Raw genomic sequence first — 21,205 nt, forward strand, 5'->3', positions numbered from 1 at the left:
TGTAACAGATGGAGAAGAGTTACATTTATTCCAGGTAAAGGAGAAAACAGATAATGGCTGAATCAATGAAAGATTACGAAACAGAACTGGAAGCCTCTTTTAAGAAAATTGAAGAAGGGGATATTCTTACAGGAACTGTCATCAGTGTAGATGAAAAAGAAGTTGTGGTAGATTTGAAGTATTATGCGGAAGGCATTATTCCGGCAGAGGATTACAGCAGAGAACCGGGATTTTCTTTAAAGGAACAGGTGAATGTGGGAGATGAAGTTTCTGCGACTGTTGTGAGTAAAGACGATGGAAATGGAAATATTCTGTTGTCCAGAACAGAAGCAGCAGATGTGCTTGCATGGGATAAGCTGAAAGAATTAAAGGATTCAAAAGAAGTAATTGATGTGGTGGTAAAAGGCATTGTAAATGGCGGCGTGATCGCCTATGTAGAAGGTGTACGTGGATTTATTCCCGCCTCAAAGCTTGCCCTGAATTATGTGGAGGATACAAACGAATATCTGAACAAACCAATCCAGGTTCAGGTTTTCGATATTGATAAAGAGAAAGGAAGATTAATTCTCTCTGCAAAGGAAATATTAAGAGAAAAAGCAGAAGAGGAGAGAAAAACAAAAATCTCCAATGTGCAGGTCGGACTTGTAACAGAAGGTGTTGTTGAGAGCTTACAGCCATATGGTGCATTCGTAGATCTGGGAAATGGTCTGTCAGGTCTGGTTCATATTTCACAGATCTGTGAGAAGAGAATTAAGAAACCATCAGAAGTTCTGACAGTTGGAGATAAAGTAAAGGTAAAAGTAACTGCTGTCAAAGATGGAAAATTAAGTCTGAGCATCAAAGAGGCAACAGATATGATGGCTAAGGAAATTGAGGAGGAAGTGATCGAGCTTCCGGATTCAAAGGAAGAGGCTTCCACATCTCTTGGCGCACTTTTTGCAAACATTAAATTAGATAATTGAGGTTAGAATCTGTATGAGAAATCAGGAAAAAATATTTGTAATAGGTCACAAGAATCCGGATACGGATTCCATCTGTTCAGCAATTGCCTATGCGGACATCAAAAACAGGACTTCTCAGAAGGTGAAATACATTCCAAAGCGTGCAGGACAGATCAATGAAGAAACAGAATATGTGTTAAATCGTTTCGGCATGCAGCCGCCGGGATATCTGTCTAACATTGGAACACAGATAAAAGATATGGATATCCGTATGAGTCCGGAAGCTGATAAGAGTATGTCCCTGAAAAATGCATGGGATCTGATGATGGAGAAAAGTATCGTATCTCTTCCGATCAGAGACAGAGAAGGACAGCTGGAAGGTCTGATCACAATCGGTGATATTGCTAAGACTTATATGGATACAACAGACAGTTATCTGCTGTCAAGAGCGAAGACACAGTACAGAAGAATTGCCGAGACAATTGCAGGTACCGTAGTAGAGGGAAATGAGCATGGATATTTTACAAAAGGAAAAGTTCTGGTGGGAACTGCAAATCCAGAAATGCTCAAAGCCTATATTGAACCGGATGACCTGATAATCATGGGAGACAGAGAAGAGGATCATCTTCAGGCGATTGCGCAGAATGTTAGCTGTATTATCGTTGGTATGGGAATTGAAGTCAGCGAAAAGGTGATAAAGCTTGCTCATGAGAGAGAAATTGTAATTATTATGTCTCCGTATGATACATTTACGATCGCAAGACTGATCAACCAGAGTATTCCTGTACGGTATATTATGAAAACAGATAATCTGGTTACTTTTAATACAGAGGATTTTACGGATGATATTCAGAATGAGATGATCAAACACCGTCATCGTGCGTTCCCTGTAATTAACAAAAAGGGAAAATGTATCGGAACAATTTCCCGAAGAAATTTCCTGGATATGCACAGGAAAAAAGTAGCACTTGTGGACCATAATGAGAAAGATCAGGCAGTTGACAATATCGATAAAGCTGAAATCGTGGAGATTATTGACCATCATAAACTGGGTTCTCTGGAAACTATGGTACCGATTTCTTTCAGAAATCAGCCGGTCGGATGTACAGCAACGATTCTGTATGAAATGTATGGGGAGCAGAAACTTGAGATTTCACCGAGTATTGCGGGGCTTCTCTGTGCTGCGATTATTTCAGATACACTGATGTTTCGTTCACCTACCTGCACATTATCTGACAAGATGGCGGCAGGTGCGCTGGCACTTATTGCAGGAATCAATATTGAGCAGTTTGCAAAAGAGATGTTTAAAGCAGGAAGTAACCTGAAAGACAAATCACCGGAAGAAATTTTCTATCAGGATTATAAGAAATTTATTGCTGAGGATGAGATCAACTTTGGTGTTGGACAGATCAGTTCTATGGACAGCGATGAGCTGGCAGAAATCAAAGAGCGTCTGGTTCCGTTTATGGTCAGCGAGTGTGGCCGTCATGGTGTTACCCGCGTATTCTTTATGCTTACCAATATTATTGAGGAATCTACAGAGCTTCTCTATTATGGTGAGGGAAGTGAGGAAATGGCACGTATTGCTTTCCATATGGAGCCAAAGGATGGTGTATTTGATCTGAAAGGCGTTGTTTCACGTAAGAAACAGCTGATTCCGGCACTTATGGAAGCTGCACAGGCCGGACAGAACGATTACAACTGATGGCAGCAGACAGAATAGCTGAGGATAATAAGAAATGGAAAAAGAAACCTGGAAAGCAGGAAATATGCTTTATCCACTTCCGGCAGTTATGGTAAGTGTTTCTGACGGAGAGGGGAATGACAATATTATTACAGTTGCATGGGCAGGAACTGTCTGCACGAATCCGCCGATGGTGTCTATTTCTGTGCGGCCATCCCGTTTTTCCTATGATATGCTCAGAAAGACGGGAGAATTTGTAATAAATCTGACAACAGAGAAACTGGCATATGCAACGGATTACTGTGGAGTCCGTTCCGGCAGGGATGTTGATAAATTTAAAGAAATGAAGCTTACCAAAGAGAAGGCGGATTTTGTGAAAGTTCCCATGATCGCAGAATCTCCGGTGAGTATTGAATGCAAAGTAAGGCAGGTTCTGGAATTGGGTTCCCACCATATGTTTCTGGCGGATGTGCTTGCAGTTCATGCTGATCCGCAGTATATGGACGAGAAGAAGAAATTTCATCTGAATGATGCGAAACCTCTGGTGTATTCTCATGGTGAATATCTGGGAATTGGTAAAAAACTGGGAACATTTGGATACAGCGTTAAAAAAAAGAAGAAAAAATCCGGAAAAAAGAAACAGTAATCCGCAATTTGCAGACGCAGACAATGTATGATAAAATGAAAGGACATAAACATGAATAATGTGACATTAATAGGAATGCCCGGTTCAGGGAAAAGTACAATAGGAGTTATTCTTGCAAAAGCATTGAGATATGAATTTCTGGATTCGGATCTTCTGATACAGAAACAGGAGAAAAGAAAGCTTTCAGAGATCATAGAGCAGGACGGACCGGAAAAATTTAAGGAAATTGAAAATCAGGTTAATGCAGACATTCATGTGACAGATACGGTCATTGCACCCGGCGGAAGTGTTATTTACTGTGATGAGGCAATGGAACATCTGAAGTCTATAGGTAAGGTTATATATCTTAAATTATCACTGGAATCTTTATCCAAAAGACTGGGAAATCTGAAAGGCCGCGGAGTTCTGTTAAAGGACGGTCAGAGCCTGAAAGATCTGTATGAGGAACGTGTACCTCTGTACGAGAAATATGCAGATATTACCATTGATGAAGAGGGGAAAGATTTGGATGAAAGTCTTCGGGCAATTCTGGAGATAATACATATCAAAGAGCAGGGAAAGTGATTATTACAGCTCGGGAAAAGGACAGTGGTAAATAATTTTTGTTTACAAATGATAAATATATGATATAATATACAACTGACTTTAAAATAGGATGATCGTTTAGTATAAACATATATGCATTTGAAACAGAAGTTACATGTTCGCAGAAAACGAAAAACAGAGTGAACAGTGACCATTAATTCTGCTCATGGAGTGAAAATAAATAAGAGGTGTGATATGGAACAGTATGTTATAAAAGGAGGCAACCCTTTAGTCGGTGAAGTTGAGATTGCCGGTGCCAAGAATGCGGCACTTGCTATTCTTGCAGCAGCCATAATGACTGATGAGACGATTCTGATAGAGAATTTGCCGGATGTAAGGGATATCAATGTATTGCTTGAAGCGATCGCTGGTATTGGAGCACAGGTAGACCGTATTGATAAATCTACTGTGAAGATTAACGGATCTACAATTGGAGATGTAAGTGTTGATTATGAATATATCAAGAAGATCAGAGCTTCCTACTATCTGCTGGGAGCACTTCTTGGTAAGTATAAACATGCAGAGGTACCGCTTCCAGGTGGATGCAACATCGGAAGCCGTCCGATCGACCAGCATCTGAAGGGATTCAGAGCGCTTGGTGCAGATGTAGATATCATGCATGGAGCAATTGTTGCGAAAGCAGATGAACTTCATGGAAGCCATATTTTCCTTGACGTTGTCTCTGTAGGTGCAACGATCAATATTATGATGGCAGCCTCATTGGCTCCGGGACGTACTATTTTGGAAAATGCCGCAAGAGAACCGCATGTAGTTGACGTTGCCAACTTCCTGAACAGTATGGGGGCAAATATTAAAGGTGCAGGTACAGATGTGATCCGTATTAAAGGTGTGGAGAAGCTCCACCGTACAGAGTATTCTATTATTCCGGATCAGATCGAGGCAGGTACATTTATGTTTGCTGCGGCAGCAACAGGCGGAGATGTAACAGTTAAGAATGTAATTCCGAAGCATCTGGAAGCAACTACGGCTAAACTTGAAGAAATTGGATGTGAGGTTGAGGAATTTGATGATGCAGTTCGTGTACGTGCACCAAAGAGACTTCACCGTACTCATGTAAAGACTCTTCCATATCCCGGATATCCTACAGATATGCAGCCACAGATTGCTGTAACTCTGGCACTTGCAGAGGGAACCAGTATTGTAACAGAGAGTATTTTTGAGAACAGATTCAAGTATGCGGACGAACTTTCACGTATGGGAGCAAACATCAAAGTTGAGGGAAATTCAGCAATTATTGATGGTGTGAAGAAGCTTACAGGTGCGAGAGTAAGTGCACCGGATCTGCGTGCAGGTGCAGCCCTGGTGATCGCAGGTCTTGCAGCAGATGGAATCACAGTTGTTGATGATATCGTATATATCCAGAGAGGATACGAGAATTTTGAAGATAAGCTGAGATCTCTCGGTGCTGAGATTGAGAGAGTATCCAATGAGAAAGAAATCCAGAAATTCCGTCTCAGGGTGGGATGATAAAAAATACCAAAAAATTACTTGACATTTGTAAGGGTTAAGTATATTGTATGGTATGCAGCAATCTTAATTAATGCAAGTTAATAATTAGTAATAGCCTTTTATTCAGAGTGGTGGAGATACAAAGGATCTGCGAAGCCACGGCAACCCCTGTTTGTGTAGGAAGGTGCCAACCTGAGCGAGTGATCGAACAATAAGAGGATTGTTGAGATAATCAGACAGTCCGATTACTTCGGGCTGTTTCTTTTTGTTAACGGAAAAGTATCAGCGGAGAGAAATAATCTGTTGATACAGTACATAAATGGCTGCGGGTTATTCTGCGGTCGGGAAACAATTGTAAATGAATAAAAAAGGAGAACACAATGGAGAAAATTTTATTTACTTCTGAATCTGTAACTGAAGGCCATCCGGATAAAATGTGTGATGCTATTTCCGATGCTATTCTTGACGCTCTTATGGAAAAAGATCCTATGAGTCGTGTTGCATGTGAAACTGCTACAACTACAGGTCTTGTACTTGTTATGGGTGAGATTACAACAAATGCATATGTTGATATCCAGAAAATCGTAAGAGATACTATCCGTGAAATCGGATATACACGTGGAAAATATGGATTTGATGCTGATACATGTGCAGTTATCACAGCAATCGATGAACAGTCTGCTGATATCGCTCTTGGCGTAGATAAAGCTCTTGAAGCAAAAATGGGTGAAGATGAAATTGATGCCATCGGAGCAGGTGACCAGGGTATCCAGTTTGGTTATGCTTCCAATGAGACAGAAGAGTATATGCCATATGCCATCAACATGGCACACAAACTTGCACGTCAGTTAACGAAGATCCGTAAAGACGGTACATTAAAATATTTAAGACCGGATGGAAAAACACAGGTTACTGTAGAATATGATGAAGCCGGAAAACCAAGCCGTATCGATGCAGTAGTATGCTCTACACAGCATGATCCGGATGTAACTCAGGAGCAGATCCATGAGGACATTAAGAAATATGTTTTCGATGAGATCATTCCGGCAGATATGGTAGATGAGAACACAAAATATTTCATCAACCCAACAGGACGTTTCGTGATCGGCGGACCTCATGGTGACAGCGGACTTACCGGACGTAAGATCATCGTTGATACTTACGGTGGAACCGGACGTCATGGCGGCGGTGCTTTCTCCGGTAAAGACTGTACAAAGGTAGACCGTTCCGCAGCGTATGCTGCACGTTATGTTGCAAAAAATATTGTTGCAGCAGGTCTTGCAGATAAATGTGAGATTCAGCTTTCCTATGCGATCGGTGTTGCTCATCCGACATCTATCCACGTAGAAACATTCGGAACCGGTAAACTTTCTGATACAAAGCTGGTTGAGATCATTCGTGAGAACTTTGACCTTCGCCCGGCGGGAATTATCAAGATGCTTGATCTGAGAAGACCGATTTACAGACAGACAGCTGCTTATGGACATTTCGGACGTACGGATGTAGACCTTCCATGGGAGCATCTGGATAAAGTTGATGACCTTAAAAAATACCTTGCTTAAATAAGAAAATCGTAACTGTTCAGTACTTGCACAGACAGTGGAATGCTGAATAATTACAGAATATCACAAAAATTGCAGTGCAATGGGATAAAACAGGAATTATCTGAAAGAACAGGACAGATGATTCCTGTTCTTTTTATAGAAAATTTAGATATGTAAAACAGACTTTATGATATAATGCTTGCAGAGGGCAAAATTATAGAAACCTTATAAATCAACAGATAAAGGATGATCGGGATGAAGTTAAAAACAAGGATTATAGTTGGATTCGGTATGAGTATTCTGGTTCCTCTGCTTTTATTTTCGGCAACTTTGTACGGATTAGGTCATACAAAGTTTGCACAGCAGACAAAGGATTCCTCGGAAGTGGTGTATGATATTTCAGTAGGGGAATCCACCCACAGCCAGACACAGGTAAGAATTATTGCAAAAGATCTGCTGTTTACTGCGACGGTAATATTAGTATTCACAGCTTTATCTATTGGATTATGGATTTACAGAAGTATTGCCACACCGCTGGTTAAATTAAAGAAAGCCACTCAGAATATCAAGGAGGGAAATCTTGATTTTGTTCTGGAAGTAGATGGTGACGATGAGTTTTCGGAACTTTGCCGGGATTTTGAGGAGATGAGAAAGCGGCTGAAGGAATCAGCAGAAGAGAAAGTTCTTATGGATAAAGAAAATAAAGAACTTATCAGCAATATTTCTCATGATCTTAAGACGCCAATCACAGCGGTAAAGGGATATGTAGAGGGGATTATGGACGGCGTAGCGGATACGCCGGAGAAAATAGACCGTTATGTGAAGACTATTTATAATAAGACGAATGAGATGGATCATCTGATCAATGAACTGACTTTTTATTCAAAGATTGATACCAACAGAATTCCATATACTTTCAGTAAACTGAATGTAGAAGATTATTTCAGTGATTGCGCAGAAGAAGTAGGATTGGAACTGGAAACGAGAGGAATTGAACTGGTATATGCCAATTATGTTGAGGATAATGTGCAGGTGATCGCAGATGGAGAACAGATTCGGCGTGTTATTCATAACATTATCAGCAATGCTATCAAATATATGGATAAACCCAAAGGTATCATCCAGATTCGCATAAAGGATGTGGGAGATTTTATTCAGGTTGAAATTGAAGATAATGGAAAGGGAATTGCAGCAAAGGATCTGCCGTCTATTTTTGATCGTTTTTACAGAACAGACGTGTCGAGAAATTCATCCAAGGGAGGAAGCGGAATCGGTCTTTCCATTGTAAAAAAGATCCTGGAGGATCATGGAGGAAAGGTCTGGGCAACCAGCAGGCTTGGAATCGGCACAATCATGTATTTTGTACTTAGAAAGTATCAGGAGGTACCAATGAAATGAGCAGAATTTTAATTATAGAAGATGAAGAGGCAATTGCAGATCTGGAGAAGGATTATCTGGAGCTTTCCGGATTTGAAGTTGAAATCTGCAACAGAGGAGACACCGGACTGACGCGTGCGCTGAATGAGGAGTTTGACCTGATTATTCTGGATCTGATGCTTCCGGAAGTGGATGGCTTTGATATCTGCAGGCAGGTAAGACAGGAAAAAAATACTCCTATCATCATGGTATCTGCAAAGAAAGATGACATAGATAAAATCAGAGGTCTGGGACTGGGGGCAGATGATTACATGACAAAACCATTCAGTCCAAGTGAACTGGTAGCCAGAGTCAAGGCACATATGGACAGATATAATCGTCTGATCGGTTCCAATGTACGCAAAAATGATATTGTGGAGATCCGCGGGATCAAGATTGATAAGACTGCACGCCGCGTATGGGTAAACGGAGAGGAGAAAACATTTACTTCCAAGGAATATGATCTGCTTACTTTCCTTGCAGAGAATCCGAACAGAGTGTTTACCAAGGAAGAGTTGTTCCGGGAAATCTGGGATATGGAATCTGTGGGAGATATTGCAACAGTCACTGTCCATATCAAGAAGATCCGGGAGAAAATTGAATTTAATACTGCAAAACCTCAGTATATTGAAACAATCTGGGGCGTAGGATACAGATTTAAAGTTTAACTGAATCAGGGAAGTTCCATATTTCAGGCACGAAAAGGCAATAATCAGTGGGAAATTTGGAACGCAAGATTGTTCGAGAAATCAACTTGTTGGCACAATAGTATAAAAAGGAAAAAAATGGAAAGATTATATAAAAAATTAGAAAGCTATGGGCAGTCTGACTATTATCCGTTTCACATGCCGGGGCATAAGAGAAACCGGGCATCTTCAGCAGATGATTTTCTTTTTGAGAGAGATATTACAGAGATTTCAGGATTTGACAATCTTCATCATGCGGAAGGAATTTTGAAAGAAGCACAGGAATATGCAGCTCAGATTTATGGGACAAAGAAATGTTTCTTCAGTGTAAATGGAAGTACGGCGGCTCTTCTGGCAGCAGTCAGTGCAAGTGTAAATAAAGGTGGGAAGATACTTGTCGCGAGGAACTGTCACAAGGCTGTTTACCATGCAGTGTATTTACGTGAGCTTCAGCCGGTCTATATTTATCCACATGAAGATCAGAGACTGGGGATAAACGGAGGAATTTCCCCTGAACGTGTGGAAAGATATCTGGAAGAAAATACGGATGTGCAGGCTTTTCTGCTTACTTCGCCTACCTATGACGGCGTTGTGTCTGATATAAAGACAATTGCAGAAGTTGTACACAGACATAAGATTCCTCTTATTGTGGATGAAGCACATGGTGCACATCTTCATTATTCTAAATATTTTCCGGTGTCTGCTGCTGATCTGGGAGCTGACATTGTAATACAGAGTTTCCATAAAACGCTGCCATCTATGACTCAGACGGCGGTGCTTCATATATGCAGTGATATGGCAGATGTGGAAAAGATAAAGAGATTTATGGGGATTTACCAGACCAGCAGTCCGTCGTATATTCTGATGGCGAGTATGGATGCATGTATGGATAAACTGAGAAAAGACGGGCAGCAAATGTTTCGTGAATTTACCTTCAATCTGGAGAAGGCCAGACAGCGTCTTTCAAAGTGTGAAAAAATAAAACTGATCGAAGGTTCTATGATCGAAAGCAGTGGAATCTATGATTTTGACAGATCCAAGCTGTTGTTCTCCACAGTCGGAACTTCTGTTAACGGACACCTTCTCCATCAGATACTTCGTGACAGATATCACATTGAAATGGAAATGGCGGCTGAGAAATATGTTCTTGGAATTGCAGCAGTGGGAGATACAGAAGAGGGATTTGAGAGACTGTGTACTGCAATTGAAGAGATTGATGCAGAGATACAGCAAACAGATGAGTCGGAGGAATCGCAGTATCATACTTCTCATGCGAGAATGACACAGCTTATGACAATTTCTCAGGCAGTGGATGCGCAGCAAAGGCGATATTCTCTGAAAGAAAGTGTTGGCAAAGTCAGTGCAGAGTTTGCTTATCTGTATCCGCCCGGAATTCCGATTATTGTGCCGGGAGAGCAGATAACTGGACAATTTGTAAGAAATGTGAGAAGATACATGGAACAGGGGCTGGAAGTACAGGGACTCAGTGATACATCTGCTGAAACAATCTGCGTAGCTGCCCGAAATGAAATTGGACAGGAAGAATACAGTCCGGCAAAGGAATAACATAACAGATATGGGAAAGATTTTTTACATCATGGGAAAGAGTGCATCCGGAAAAGACAGAATCTATTCACTTCTGGCCGCACATAAAGAATTGAATCTGAAAACACTTATTCTGTATACAACCCGCCCGATCAGGGCAGGAGAGCAGGATGGAAAAAATTATTATTTTGTAGATGACGGAAAACTGGAAGAATTCAGAAAAAACGGAAATCTTATCGAGGAGAGAGCATATCATACGGTTTATGGGATATGGACTTATTTCACTGCAGATGATGGTCAGGTGAACCTTGCAGATTCCGATTATCTGGGAATCGGTACTCTGGAGTCATTTAAAAAGATGCGTAAATACTATGGGGAAGATGCAGTCTGTCCTGTTTATGTCCAGGTAGAAGATGGAGAAAGACTGAGTCGTGCTCTTAATAGAGAGAGAGAACAGGAAAATCCAAGATATGAGGAAATGTGCAGAAGATTTATTGCAGATCAGTCGGATTTTTCAGAGGAAAATATTCTGAACGCAGGGATAGAGAAACGTTTTCAGAATATAAATCTTGATGACTGTGTGAAAGAAATCGCAAATTATATAAAGTCTGTGCAATAGTTCTTCTTTTATGGTATAATATCTTACAAAACGGACTGGTGAGGTGATTCTTATGATGGGATTTAACAATATTATCGGACACGAAGAGATTATCGGACATTTAAAAAATGCAATAGAATCAGGAAAAATATCGCATTCTTATATTTTTACCGGCGAACCAGGTTCTGGTAAAAAGCTCCTCGCAGGGACTTTTGCGTCAACACTTCAGTGTGAGGCCGGAGGTACAGAACCCTGCCAGAAATGCGACTCCTGCAAAAAGGCGATGGGTAAGAATCATCCGGACATTATTATGGTCAGTCATGAGAAACCCGGAACGATCACAATTGACGAGATCAGAGATCAGGTGATCAATGATATAGATATCAGACCATATTACAGTCCTTACAAGATTTATATTATTGCAGATGCAGATCTTATGACACCACAGGCACAGAATGCTCTTCTTAAAACAATTGAAGAGCCGCCGGAATATGCAGTGATTCTTTTGCTGACTAATAATATCGGGGGACTGCTGCCGACTATTCAGTCAAGATGTGTTCGTCTTGATCTGAAGGTAGTGGATGACGGTCTTGTAAAGAAATATCTGATGGAGCATCTTCATGTTCCGGATTACCAGGCGGAGATTGACGCATCCTTTGCACAGGGCAGTATTGGAAGGGCAAAAGAAGCAGCTACTTCTCAGGAGTTTGCAGAGATGACTCAGAATGCACTGAGGATTCTTAAATATGCAAACACCATGGAAGTTTATGAACTGTCAGATGCGATTAAGAGTCTTTCTGAGGACAAACAGAATATCAACGATTATCTGGATATTTTCCAGTTCTGGTTCAGAGATGTCCTGATGTTTAAGGCAACACAGGAGATTGACAATCTGGTATTTAAACAGGAAATTAATTTTATCAGAGAACAGGCAAAGCAGCGTTCCTACGAGAATCTGGAGAACATTCTGGATTCTATTCAGAAGACAAAGGTACGTCTGAAAGCAAATGTTAATTTTGATCTGGCATTTGAATTGCTGTTCCTGACGATCAGGGAGAAATAGAATGACAAAAGTAGTAGGCGTGAGATTTCGTAATGTAGGCAAGATTTATTATTTCAGTCCTAAAGATTATGAAATTAAAACAGGCGATCACGTGATCGTGGAGACAGCCCGGGGAATTGAATACGGGAAAGTCGTACTTGCACCAAGAGAAGTAGGTGAGGAAGATGTTGTTCACCCTCTCAAAGAAGTTCTTCGTGTGGCAACAAAGGAGGACGACGAGAGAGAGGCACAGAACAGAGTCAGAGAGAGAGAGGCATTTAAAATCTGTCAGAAGAAGATTCGTGAACATGGTCTGGAAATGAAACTGATAGATGCAGAGTATACATTTGATAATAATAAAGTGCTGTTTTATTTCACTGCTGACGGCAGAATTGATTTTCGCCAATTGGTAAAAGATCTGGCAGCAATTTTTAAAACGCGTATCGAACTTCGCCAGATTGGTGTTCGCGATGAGACAAAGATTCTGGGAGGAATCGGTATCTGCGGAAGATGTCTGTGCTGCCACACATATCTGTCTGAGTTTGCACCTGTATCCATAAAGATGGCAAAAGAGCAGAACCTGTCCCTTAACCAGACAAAGATTTCCGGTGTGTGCGGAAGGTTGATGTGCTGCCTGAAGAACGAGCAGGAAACATATGAAGAGCTGAATAAAAAGCTTCCGGGACTGGGAGATACAGTTACAACTCCGGATGGGCTTACCGGAACTGTACACAGTGTAAACGTGCTTCGTCAACGTGTAAAGGTAATTGTAGAGATCAATGACGAGAAAGAAATTCAGGAATTTCCGGTAGATGACCTGAAATTCAGACCGAGAAAGAAGAAAGTCAAAGTCTCTGAAAAAGAATTAAAAGAACTTGGAAATCTGGAAGATAAAAAAGGAGATTCCAAATTAAATGACTGATCAGCTGGTAAAAGATAATGAACGTATAGATGATCTTCAGAACGGATATTATGTGATACAGGATCCGGATAAATTCTGTTTTGGGATGGATGCAGTTCTTCTTTCCGGCTTTGCAAAAGTAAAAAAGGGTGAGACTGCTCTGGATCTGGGAACAGGAACGGGAATTATCCCGATCCTGCTTAAAACCAAAACAAATGGGAAACACTTTACAGGTCTTGAGATTCAGAAAGAGTGTGCAGATATGGCCGGACGCAGTGTCAGATATAATCATCTGGAGGACGATGTTGAGATCGTACGGGGTGATATTAAGGAGGCTGCTGATATTTTTGGGGCAGCTTCTTTTGATGTAGTGACAAGTAATCCGCCTTATATGATTGGACAGCATGGACTTCGCAATCCGGATATGCCAAAAGCAATTGCCAGACATGAAGTACTCTGTAATCTGGAGGATGTGGTGAGCCAGGCATCAAAGGTTCTGAAAGAACGTGGAAGATTTTATATGGTTCACAGACCGTTCAGACTGGCTGAGATTATGAATGTTCTCACAAAGTATCGTCTGGAACCGAAAAGGATGCAGCTTGTATATCCATACATAGACAGAGAACCAAACATGGTTCTGATCGAGGCATTAAAGGGAGGAAATTCCAGAGTTACAGTGGAACCTCCTCTGATCGTATATAAAGAGCCGGGAGTCTATACAGAAAATATACTGAAGATTTATGATATGATTTAACCGAATTTTATTTGCAAAGTAATATGAGAGGAAACAAATTATGAGTGGTAAATTGTATTTATGTGCAACACCCATAGGAAATCTGGAGGATATTACACTCCGGGTACTTCGAACATTGAAAGAAGTGGATCTTATTGCAGCAGAGGATACCAGAAACAGTATTAAACTGCTGAACCATTTTGATATAAAAACACCTATGACCAGTTATCATGAGTACAACAAAATTGATAAGGCATATGTTCTGATCAGTAAAATGCAGGAAGGGCAGAATATTGCACTGATCACAGATGCGGGAACTCCGGGGATCTCAGATCCGGGAGAGGAGCTTGCGGCAATGTGTTATGAAGCGGGGATTGAAGTAACTTCTCTTCCGGGACCTGCTGCCTGTATCACTGCCCTGACTCTGTCCGGACTTCCAACCAGAAGATTCGCTTTTGAAGCATTTCTTCCGGCAGATAAAAAAGAAAGAAAACTGATTCTGGAAGAACTGAAGAATGAAACGAGAACTATCATTCTCTATGAGGCTCCTCACAGACTGGTAAGAACTCTGGAGGAATTGAAGGAAACTCTCGGAAATCGCAGAATGACTCTTTGCAGGGAACTGACGAAAAGACATGAGACTGCATTCCATACGACTATCGAGGAGCTGATCCTCTATTATCAGACAGAGAAGCCGCTTGGAGAGTGCGTGCTTGTGATTGAAGGCAGAAGCAGACAGGAGATGGAAGAGGAACAGAAGGCATCCTGGGAAAAAATTACCATAGAAGAACACATGGAAATCTATGAAAATCAGGGACATTCAAGAAAAGAAGCTATGAAAATGGTAGCAAATGACAGAGGAATGACGAAGAGAGATGTCTATCAGTACCTCATCAATAAAACCGAAGAATAAGATTAACATACAGAAGAATTCCCGTTTTCGGGGATTCTTTTTTATTCAGGCTGTGGCAAGGAACGGGCTTTTGTGCTATAATAAATTTGTATTATTATGTCCAGATACCAGAATATATTTGAAAACCTGTCTATAATTTTCACGCAGGGGTTTTCAGATATATTCTGGTGATAAGTATATATAACAGGAGGAAAGAAATGGGCGGAGAAAATACAGAATACGGAGCGGATCAAATCCAGATTCTGGAAGGTTTGGAAGCCGTACGAAAGAGACCAGGTATGTATATCGGAAGTACATCCGGCAGAGGTCTTCATCATCTGGTTTATGAGATTGTAGATAACGCGGTTGATGAAGCACTGGCAGGATTTTGTACAGAGATTCAGGTAGTTATTAATCCGGACAACTCTATCACAGTTGTAGATAACGGACGTGGTATTCCGGTAGGAATCAATCATAAAGCAGGGATTCCTGCTGTAGAAGTAGTATTTACCATTCTTCATGCCGGCGGTAAATTTGGAGGCGGAGGGTACAAGGTATCCGGTGGTCTTCACGGAGTAGGTGCGTCTGTAGTAAATGCACTTTCCACATGGCTTGAAGTAAGGATCTATCATGAAGGTAAGATTTATCAGCAGAGATATGAACGCGGTAAAACTATGTATCCTCTGAAGGTTGTGGGAGACTGCCAGCCGGATAAGACCGGAACAACAGTTGTCTTCCTTCCGGATAAAGAAATATTTGAGGAAACAGTATATGATTATGACATTCTGAAACAGCGTTTGAGAGAGATGGCATTCCTGACAAAGGGATTGAAGATTTCTCTTAAAGATACCAGAGAAGGAATGGAAAGAGAGAAAGTTTTCCATTATGAAGGTGGTATCCGTGAATTTGTAAGCTATCTGAACAGAAGCAAGGAAGCGCTTTACCCGGAAATCATTTACTGCGAAGGACAGCAGAACGGTGTGTCTGTAGAGGTTGCCATGCAGCACAATGACTCTTATACAGAGAACTGCTATGGATTTGTAAATAATATTAATACACCTGAGGGTGGTACTCATATTGTAGGTTTCAGAAATGCCTTGACAAAGACGTTCAATGATTATGCCAGAAAGAACAAGCTGCTTAAAGACAGTGAACCCAATTTGAGTGGCGATGATATCCGCGAAGGTCTGACTGCAATCGTCAGTGTTAAGATTGAGAATCCCCAGTTTGAAGGTCAGACAAAACAGAAGCTTGGAAACAGTGAAGCAAGAGGGGCTGTTGACAGCGTGGTGAGCAAGCAGCTTGAGATTTTCCTTGAGCAGAATCCAACAGTAGCGAAAACTACAGTAGAGAAATCAGTTCTTGCACAGAGAGCACGTGAGGCTGCACGTAAGGCTCGTGATCTGACCAGAAGAAAATCAGCACTTGATAATATGTCACTTCCTGGAAAGCTTGCAGACTGTTCAGATAAGAATCCTGAGAACTGTGAAATCTACATTGTAGAGGGAGATTCCGCCGGTGGCTCTGCAAAAACAGCCAGAAATCGTGTAACACAGGCTATCCTTCCACTGAGAGGTAAGATCCTGAATGTAGAGAAAGCACGTCTGGATAAGATTTATGCAAATGCAGAGATCAAAGCTATGATCACAGCTTTCGGAACAGGAATTCATGAAGATTTTGATATCAGTAAACTTCGTTATCATAAGATTATTATTATGACTGATGCCGATGTCGATGGTGCGCACATCGCAACCCTTCTGCTGACTTTCCTGTATCGTTTTATGCCTGAGCTTATCAAACAGGGATATGTGTATCTTGCACAGCCGCCATTATACAAGGTGGAGAAGAACAAGAAAGTATGGTATGCATACGACGATGATGAACTGAATCAGATTCTGACAGAAATCGGACGTGACGGAAATAACAAGATCCAGCGTTATAAAGGTCTTGGAGAGATGGATGCAGACCAGCTTTGGGAGACGACAATGGATCCTGAGAAACGAATCCTGCTTAAGGTTACCATGGATGAGGCTGCGACTTCTGAGATTGACCTTACATTTACTACACTGATGGGTGACAAGGTAGAGCCGAGACGTGAATTTATTGAAGAGAATGCAAGATTTGTAAAGAATCTGGATATCTGATAATAGGGAGAATAGATAAATGGAAGATAATATTTTTGACAAAGTCCACGAGGTGGATCTGGAAAAGACCATGAAGGACTCTTATATTGACTATGCCATGAGCGTTATCGCTTCCAGAGCACTGCCTGATGTAAGAGATGGTCTGAAACCGGTTCAGCGACGTGTATTGTATTCCATGATAGAACTGAATAATGGTCCTGACAAACCGCATCGTAAATGTGCGCGTATTGTCGGTGATACAATGGGTAAATATCATCCACATGGTGACAGTTCTATTTATGGAGCACTTGTAAATATGGCACAGGAATGGTCTACCAGATATCCGCTGGTAGACGGACATGGAAACTTTGGTTCCGTAGATGGTGACGGGGCAGCGGCCATGCGATACACTGAGGCACGTCTGAGTAAGATTTCCATGGAAATGCTGGCAGATATTAACAAAGATACTGTTGACTTCCAGCCAAACTTTGATGAAACAGAGAGAGAGCCGGTTGTACTGCCGTCCCGTTATCCGAATCTTCTGGTGAACGGAACTTCAGGTATTGCAGTAGGTATGGCTACCAATATCCCTCCTCATAATCTGAGAGAGGTTGTGGATGCTGTTGTCAAGATTATAGACAATATCATTGAAGAACAACGCGAAACGACTATGGAAGAGATTCTGGATATTGTAAAAGGTCCTGATTTTCCTACAGGTGCGACGATTCTTGGAAGAAGAGGGATTGAAGAAGCATACAGAACAGGTCGCGGTAAGATTCGTGTACGTGCAGTGACAAATATTGAGACTCTTCCAAACGGAAAGTCCAGAATTATTGTCACAGAGCTTCCGTATCTGGTAAATAAAGCGCGTCTGATCTCAAAGATTGCAGAACTTGTAAGAGATAAAAAGATTGACGGAATCACAGACCTGAATGACCATTCCAGTCGTGAGGGAATGAGAATCTGTATTGATCTGCGCAAGGATGCAAATGCAAATGTAGTTTTGAATTTACTGTATAAGCATACGCAGTTACAGGATACTTTTGGCGTAAATATGCTTTCACTTATTCCGAATAACGGAAGTCTGGAACCGAAGGTATTAAACCTGAAACAGATGCTGGAATATTATCTGGCTCATCAGGAAGATGTAGTGACCAGAAGAACGAAATATGACCTGAATAAAGCAAGAGAGCGAGCTCACATTTTAGAAGGTCTGCTGAAAGCACTGGACAATATTGATGAGGTGATCCGTATTATCAGAGCTTCGCAGAATGTGCAGATCGCAAAACAGGAGTTAATGGATCGCTTTGAACTGACAGATGTTCAGGCACAGGCAATCGTAGATATGCGTCTGCGTGCTCTGACAGGTCTGGAAAGAGAGAAGCTGGAAGCAGAGTATGCTGATTTAATGGAAAAAATCCGTAAATACGAGGCTATCCTTGCGGACAGAAGTCTTCTTCTTCGCGTGATTCGGGAAGAAATTCTTGCAATTGCAGAGAAATACGGAGACGACAGAAAGACTTCTATCGGATATGATGTATACGATATTTCTACAGAGGATCTGATTCCGAGAGAGAATACAGTGATCACAATGACCAAACTTGGATATATTAAGAGAATGACAGTAGATAATTTCAGAAGCCAGAACAGAGGTGGAAGAGGAATTAAGGGAATGCAGACTCTTGAGGATGACTACATTGAAGAACTTCTGATGACAACTACCCATCATTATCTGATGTTCTTTACAAATACAGGAAGGGTATATCGTCTGAAGGCATATGAGATTCCGGAGGCAGGACGTACTGCAAGAGGAACTGCGATTATTAATCTGTTACAGCTTATGCCGGGGGAATGCATCACTGCAGTAATCCCGCTCCGCAAATTTGAAGATGGTCATTATCTGATGATGGCTACGAAGAATGGCCTGGTAAAGAAAACACCGATTAAAGAATATGCGAATGTGCGTAAAAACGGACTGGCAGCTATCACATTGCGTGATGATGATGAACTGATCGAGGTTAAGCTTACAGATGATAAGAAGGATATAATACTTGTTACAAAAGATGGTATGTGTATCCGTTTTAAAGAAACAGATGTAAGAAGTACAGGCAGAACTTCTATGGGCGTACGCGGTATGAATATCGATGATGGAGACGAAGTGGTAGCAATGCAGCTGAATTCTCAGGGAGATTGTCTGCTGATAGTTTCTGCAAATGGTATGGGTAAACGTACTTCTATGGGCGAATTTACCTGTCAGAATCGTGGCGGTAAAGGTGTAAAATGTTATAAGATTACCGAGAAAACCGGTGATGTAATCGGAGCAAGAGCTGTAAATGAAGATAATGAAGTAATGCTGATCACTACGGAAGGTATTATCATCAGAATCGCCTGCGCTGATATTTCCATTCTTGGAAGAATTACATCGGGTGTAAAACTGATCAATCTTACAGAGGGTGTCACTGTAGCCAGTGTAGCTAAAGTGAGAGATAAAGAAGAAAAAGATACAAATGCACAGCAGGCAGCAGTGGAAATTACGGACAGTGCAGAAACAGAAGAATCTGATCAGCCGACAGATCAGGAGACACAGGATGAGAACAGAGGGGAAGAGGAATAACCATGAAGAAATGGTACAGATATCTTGCAGCCGGAGTGTTGGTATTACTGACACTCTGTGTGGCAGGATGCGGGGGAGTGAGTCATAAATCACCGGAAAAAGTAACAGAGGAATTGATTCAGTCCTATACTGACGGGAAAGAAAAGAAAGTGAAGGAGTGCTATAACCAGGCAGATAATACAGAAGCAGATCTTCAGACAGAGATTACAGCAACACTCAAATATTTTGCGGCACATAATCCTAAGAAAGTATCTGTTCAGGATTGTGAGATCCTTTCTGAAAATGACAAGTACAGTTATGTATACATAACCTACAATCTGATCCTGGAGGATGATCAGGAATATCCATGTGTTGAAACTTATATGGTTGGTAAACAGGATAAAACTTATTATATCATGGCACCATCACAGATCACAGATGATATGAAAACTCAGGCGGCTACAGCATATGTCCAATTTATGAAGACAGATGCTTACAAGACGTATACCAAAGCATATGAAACATTTATCAAGAAAAATCCGGGATATGAAGACAAAATTTCGGAAAAAGCAGGAGTGTAATATATCGAGGGCAAAAAAATGAAAAGAATATTACTGATGGTATTTAGAAATCTCTTTTTTGTTCCATATGGATGGTTTAAGTTATGCTGGTATGCATCGCATGCAGAACGTTACAGTGAAGAACAGAGATATCAGCTTCTTAAATATGTAGATAACAGAGCAGTGAAAGGCGGTAATCTGGTAATTGACGGTCATGGTATGGAAAATATTCCAAAAGAAAATGGGTTTATTTTCTTTCCCAATCATCAGGGATTATTTGATGTACTTGCAATCATACAGGTGTGTCCGGTACCTTTCTCGGTAGTGGCAAAAAAAGAGCTGACAAACGTACCATTTCTGAAGCAGGTATTTGCATGCATGAAAGCGTTTATGATTGACCGTGATGATGTCAAACAATCTATGCAGGTAATCATTAATGTTATCAAAGAAGTAAAGGCAGGAAGAAACTATCTGATTTTTGCCGAGGGAACCAGAAGCAAAGACGGCAATCATCCGCAGGAATTTAAAGGTGGAAGTTTTAAAGCTGCAACGAAATCAAAATGTCCGATCGTACCCGTAGCACTGATTGATTCTTATAAAGCGTTTGATACGGGATCTGTCAAAAAACTTATAGTGCAGGTACATTTTCTGGAACCCATATACTATGATGAGTATAAAGATATGAAAACAACAGAGATTGCAGCAGAGGTAAAAAAACGTATCGAAGCGACAATAACACAGTATACTTCTTGATGGAAGTATGAAATTTGCAAGTCCTGAAACCGGATTTTAGGGTAAAAATAAAAAATATGAAAAAAAGTAAAAAAACCTGTTGACAAAACAGGTTTTTTTACATATAATTACAAATGCGCTTCGGGAGATTCCAAAGTGCATTCGAATTTAATATTGAACTATTAGTTCGGAGTCTGGAGAAGTACTCAAGAGGCCGAAGAGGTGCCCCTGCTAAGGGTATAGGTCGCTAACGCGGCGCGAGGGTTCAAATCCCTCCTTCTCCGTTTTTATTTTTTGGAAAACAAAAAATAAATAAAAAAAGATGTTGACAAACACTTGAAACTATGATAAAGTAAACAAGCTGTCAACAAACAGTAAATCGGTTGAAAAAAGATTTGAAAAAACTTAAAAAGTTCTTGACAAATCAAAAACAACATGATAAAATAAACAAGCTGTCGCAAGACAGACAACCTTGATAACTAAACAGTGAAACACATACGATTCTCGAAAATTC

At 40.9% G+C, this 21,205-nt stretch carries 18 protein-coding genes, 1 tRNA gene and 1 riboswitch; all 19 genes read left to right on the plus strand.

Annotated features, from left to right (window positions below; genetic code table 11):
• The first annotated feature begins 53 nt into the window (after window positions 1-53).
• The 19 genes from LJE09_RS07505 to LJE09_RS07595 all read left to right on the plus strand — a co-directional run bounded on the left by LJE09_RS07505 (window position 54) and on the right by LJE09_RS07595 (window position 20,975).
• Window positions 54-962: a S1 RNA-binding domain-containing protein gene (locus tag LJE09_RS07505; protein WP_022380403.1), complete on the plus strand. Its 909-nt coding sequence runs from the start codon at window positions 54-56 to the stop codon at window positions 960-962.
• A 13-nt stretch (window positions 963-975) separates the two neighbouring features.
• A complete protein-coding gene (locus LJE09_RS07510; protein WP_008707993.1) occupies window positions 976-2,646 on the plus strand; it encodes a putative manganese-dependent inorganic diphosphatase in 1,671 nt (556 codons plus the stop codon).
• 34 nt (window positions 2,647-2,680) lie between these two features.
• On the plus strand, window positions 2,681-3,271 hold the full coding sequence (locus tag LJE09_RS07515) for a flavin reductase family protein (protein WP_008707992.1): 591 nt from the start codon (window positions 2,681-2,683) through the stop codon (window positions 3,269-3,271).
• A gap of 51 nt (window positions 3,272-3,322) precedes the next feature.
• The gene (locus tag LJE09_RS07520; RefSeq protein ID WP_022380404.1) at window positions 3,323-3,835 is read left to right on the plus strand and encodes a shikimate kinase; all 513 of its coding nucleotides are present in this window, start codon (window positions 3,323-3,325) and stop codon (window positions 3,833-3,835) included.
• A gap of 216 nt (window positions 3,836-4,051) precedes the next feature.
• Entirely contained in the window at window positions 4,052-5,344 is a 1,293-nt protein-coding gene (locus tag LJE09_RS07525) for a UDP-N-acetylglucosamine 1-carboxyvinyltransferase (protein ID WP_008707990.1), read from the plus strand.
• A gap of 98 nt (window positions 5,345-5,442) precedes the next feature.
• Window positions 5,443-5,544, plus strand: a riboswitch (SAM riboswitch).
• A 162-nt stretch (window positions 5,545-5,706) separates the two neighbouring features.
• Window positions 5,707-6,888: a methionine adenosyltransferase gene (gene metK, locus LJE09_RS07530; RefSeq protein ID WP_008707987.1), complete on the plus strand. Its 1,182-nt coding sequence runs from the start codon at window positions 5,707-5,709 to the stop codon at window positions 6,886-6,888.
• 237 nt (window positions 6,889-7,125) lie between these two features.
• Window positions 7,126-8,268: a sensor histidine kinase gene (locus LJE09_RS07535; RefSeq protein WP_020993339.1), complete on the plus strand. Its 1,143-nt coding sequence runs from the start codon at window positions 7,126-7,128 to the stop codon at window positions 8,266-8,268.
• A complete protein-coding gene (locus LJE09_RS07540) occupies window positions 8,265-8,954 on the plus strand; it encodes a response regulator transcription factor (protein WP_020993338.1) in 690 nt (229 codons plus the stop codon). Before LJE09_RS07535 ends, LJE09_RS07540 begins: the two co-directional genes overlap by 4 nt.
• A gap of 117 nt (window positions 8,955-9,071) precedes the next feature.
• Entirely contained in the window at window positions 9,072-10,538 is a 1,467-nt protein-coding gene (locus tag LJE09_RS07545) for an aminotransferase class I/II-fold pyridoxal phosphate-dependent enzyme (protein WP_173702036.1), read from the plus strand.
• Window positions 10,539-10,548: 10 nt separating this feature from the next.
• On the plus strand, window positions 10,549-11,136 hold the full coding sequence (locus LJE09_RS07550) for a guanylate kinase (RefSeq protein ID WP_008707981.1): 588 nt from the start codon (window positions 10,549-10,551) through the stop codon (window positions 11,134-11,136).
• Between the two features lie 52 nt (window positions 11,137-11,188).
• A complete protein-coding gene (gene holB, locus LJE09_RS07555; protein WP_008707979.1) occupies window positions 11,189-12,178 on the plus strand; it encodes a DNA polymerase III subunit delta' in 990 nt (329 codons plus the stop codon).
• Between the two features lies 1 nt (window position 12,179).
• The gene (locus LJE09_RS07560) at window positions 12,180-13,079 is read left to right on the plus strand and encodes a PSP1 domain-containing protein (protein WP_025578483.1); all 900 of its coding nucleotides are present in this window, start codon (window positions 12,180-12,182) and stop codon (window positions 13,077-13,079) included.
• Window positions 13,072-13,812 carry a tRNA1(Val) (adenine(37)-N6)-methyltransferase gene (locus LJE09_RS07565; protein ID WP_055150956.1) on the plus strand — a complete coding sequence of 247 codons (741 nt, stop codon included), beginning with the start codon at window positions 13,072-13,074 and terminating at the stop codon, window positions 13,810-13,812. Before LJE09_RS07560 ends, LJE09_RS07565 begins: the two co-directional genes overlap by 8 nt.
• A gap of 40 nt (window positions 13,813-13,852) precedes the next feature.
• Window positions 13,853-14,704 (plus strand): 16S rRNA (cytidine(1402)-2'-O)-methyltransferase, encoded by an 852-nt coding sequence (gene rsmI, locus LJE09_RS07570; RefSeq protein WP_008707974.1) that lies wholly within the window; start codon window positions 13,853-13,855, stop codon window positions 14,702-14,704.
• A 197-nt stretch (window positions 14,705-14,901) separates the two neighbouring features.
• The gene (gene gyrB, locus LJE09_RS07575; RefSeq protein WP_008707973.1) at window positions 14,902-16,827 is read left to right on the plus strand and encodes a DNA topoisomerase (ATP-hydrolyzing) subunit B; all 1,926 of its coding nucleotides are present in this window, start codon (window positions 14,902-14,904) and stop codon (window positions 16,825-16,827) included.
• Between the two features lie 19 nt (window positions 16,828-16,846).
• Window positions 16,847-19,420: a DNA gyrase subunit A gene (gene gyrA, locus LJE09_RS07580; protein ID WP_022380443.1), complete on the plus strand. Its 2,574-nt coding sequence runs from the start codon at window positions 16,847-16,849 to the stop codon at window positions 19,418-19,420.
• 2 nt (window positions 19,421-19,422) lie between these two features.
• Window positions 19,423-19,980, plus strand: a complete 558-nt coding sequence (locus tag LJE09_RS07585; RefSeq protein ID WP_025578488.1) for a hypothetical protein — start codon at window positions 19,423-19,425, stop codon at window positions 19,978-19,980.
• 18 nt (window positions 19,981-19,998) lie between these two features.
• Window positions 19,999-20,712 carry a lysophospholipid acyltransferase family protein gene (locus tag LJE09_RS07590; RefSeq protein WP_118574733.1) on the plus strand — a complete coding sequence of 238 codons (714 nt, stop codon included), beginning with the start codon at window positions 19,999-20,001 and terminating at the stop codon, window positions 20,710-20,712.
• A 175-nt stretch (window positions 20,713-20,887) separates the two neighbouring features.
• Window positions 20,888-20,975, plus strand: a tRNA-Ser gene (locus LJE09_RS07595).
• Window positions 20,976-21,205: the final 230 nt, after the last annotated feature.

This window comes from Blautia sp. DFI.3.45, assembly GCF_020593505.1.
GTDB lineage: Bacteria > Bacillota > Clostridia > Lachnospirales > Lachnospiraceae > Blautia_A > Blautia_A wexlerae.

Excerpts from the sequence above, each read along its gene's own strand:
- metK (WP_008707987.1), top strand. The coding sequence starts at position 5,707 with ATGGAGAAAATTTTATTTACTTCTGAATCTGTAACTGAAGGCCATCCG.
- LJE09_RS07535 (WP_020993339.1), top strand. The coding sequence starts at position 7,126 with ATGAAGTTAAAAACAAGGATTATAGTTGGATTCGGTATGAGTATTCTG.
- LJE09_RS07505 (WP_022380403.1), top strand. The coding sequence starts at position 54 with ATGGCTGAATCAATGAAAGATTACGAAACAGAACTGGAAGCCTCTTTT.
- LJE09_RS07560 (WP_025578483.1), top strand. The coding sequence starts at position 12,180 with ATGACAAAAGTAGTAGGCGTGAGATTTCGTAATGTAGGCAAGATTTAT.
- holB (WP_008707979.1), top strand. The coding sequence starts at position 11,189 with ATGATGGGATTTAACAATATTATCGGACACGAAGAGATTATCGGACAT.
- LJE09_RS07520 (WP_022380404.1), top strand. The coding sequence starts at position 3,323 with ATGAATAATGTGACATTAATAGGAATGCCCGGTTCAGGGAAAAGTACA.
- LJE09_RS07510 (WP_008707993.1), top strand. The coding sequence starts at position 976 with ATGAGAAATCAGGAAAAAATATTTGTAATAGGTCACAAGAATCCGGAT.
- LJE09_RS07585 (WP_025578488.1), top strand. The coding sequence starts at position 19,423 with ATGAAGAAATGGTACAGATATCTTGCAGCCGGAGTGTTGGTATTACTG.
- LJE09_RS07540 (WP_020993338.1), top strand. The coding sequence starts at position 8,265 with ATGAGCAGAATTTTAATTATAGAAGATGAAGAGGCAATTGCAGATCTG.
- rsmI (WP_008707974.1), top strand. The coding sequence starts at position 13,853 with ATGAGTGGTAAATTGTATTTATGTGCAACACCCATAGGAAATCTGGAG.
- LJE09_RS07590 (WP_118574733.1), top strand. The coding sequence starts at position 19,999 with ATGAAAAGAATATTACTGATGGTATTTAGAAATCTCTTTTTTGTTCCA.
- gyrA (WP_022380443.1), top strand. The coding sequence starts at position 16,847 with ATGGAAGATAATATTTTTGACAAAGTCCACGAGGTGGATCTGGAAAAG.
- LJE09_RS07550 (WP_008707981.1), top strand. The coding sequence starts at position 10,549 with ATGGGAAAGATTTTTTACATCATGGGAAAGAGTGCATCCGGAAAAGAC.
- LJE09_RS07525 (WP_008707990.1), top strand. The coding sequence starts at position 4,052 with ATGGAACAGTATGTTATAAAAGGAGGCAACCCTTTAGTCGGTGAAGTT.
- LJE09_RS07545 (WP_173702036.1), top strand. The coding sequence starts at position 9,072 with ATGGAAAGATTATATAAAAAATTAGAAAGCTATGGGCAGTCTGACTAT.
- gyrB (WP_008707973.1), top strand. The coding sequence starts at position 14,902 with ATGGGCGGAGAAAATACAGAATACGGAGCGGATCAAATCCAGATTCTG.
- LJE09_RS07515 (WP_008707992.1), top strand. The coding sequence starts at position 2,681 with ATGGAAAAAGAAACCTGGAAAGCAGGAAATATGCTTTATCCACTTCCG.
- LJE09_RS07565 (WP_055150956.1), top strand. The coding sequence starts at position 13,072 with ATGACTGATCAGCTGGTAAAAGATAATGAACGTATAGATGATCTTCAG.